This is a genomic window from Corynebacterium sp. HMSC035E02 (assembly GCF_001836065.1).
GTDB classification, from domain to species: domain Bacteria; phylum Actinomycetota; class Actinomycetes; order Mycobacteriales; family Mycobacteriaceae; genus Corynebacterium; species Corynebacterium hiratae.
Map to the genome: position 1 here is coordinate 1 of NZ_KV827328.1, position 221 is coordinate 221.

At 54.8% G+C, this 221-nt stretch carries 1 pseudogene; it reads right to left on the reverse strand.

Annotated elements, in window-relative coordinates:
- Positions 1 to 221 (reverse strand): annotated as a pseudogene (locus tag HMPREF2635_RS12915) (IS256 family transposase); the annotation flags it as partial.

Sequence of the window (221 nt, forward strand, 5' to 3'; positions counted from 1 at the left end):
TCCTGTGTGACACCTTCAGGCGGGTCAAGGAAGGTAAATAATTGTCCGGCGTGGATGAGTTTTTCCAAACGTTTTAGAGCCCTGCGGGCGTTGCGGTGGGTGTACCACCATTTCTGGTTAGCGCTGACCCATTTCGGTACTTGGCCTGCCGGTATAGCACTGCGGTAGGTGCGCTGTTTAAGCCAATCAGCAAAGGTGATGCGGGTGTGGTGGACTGCAGC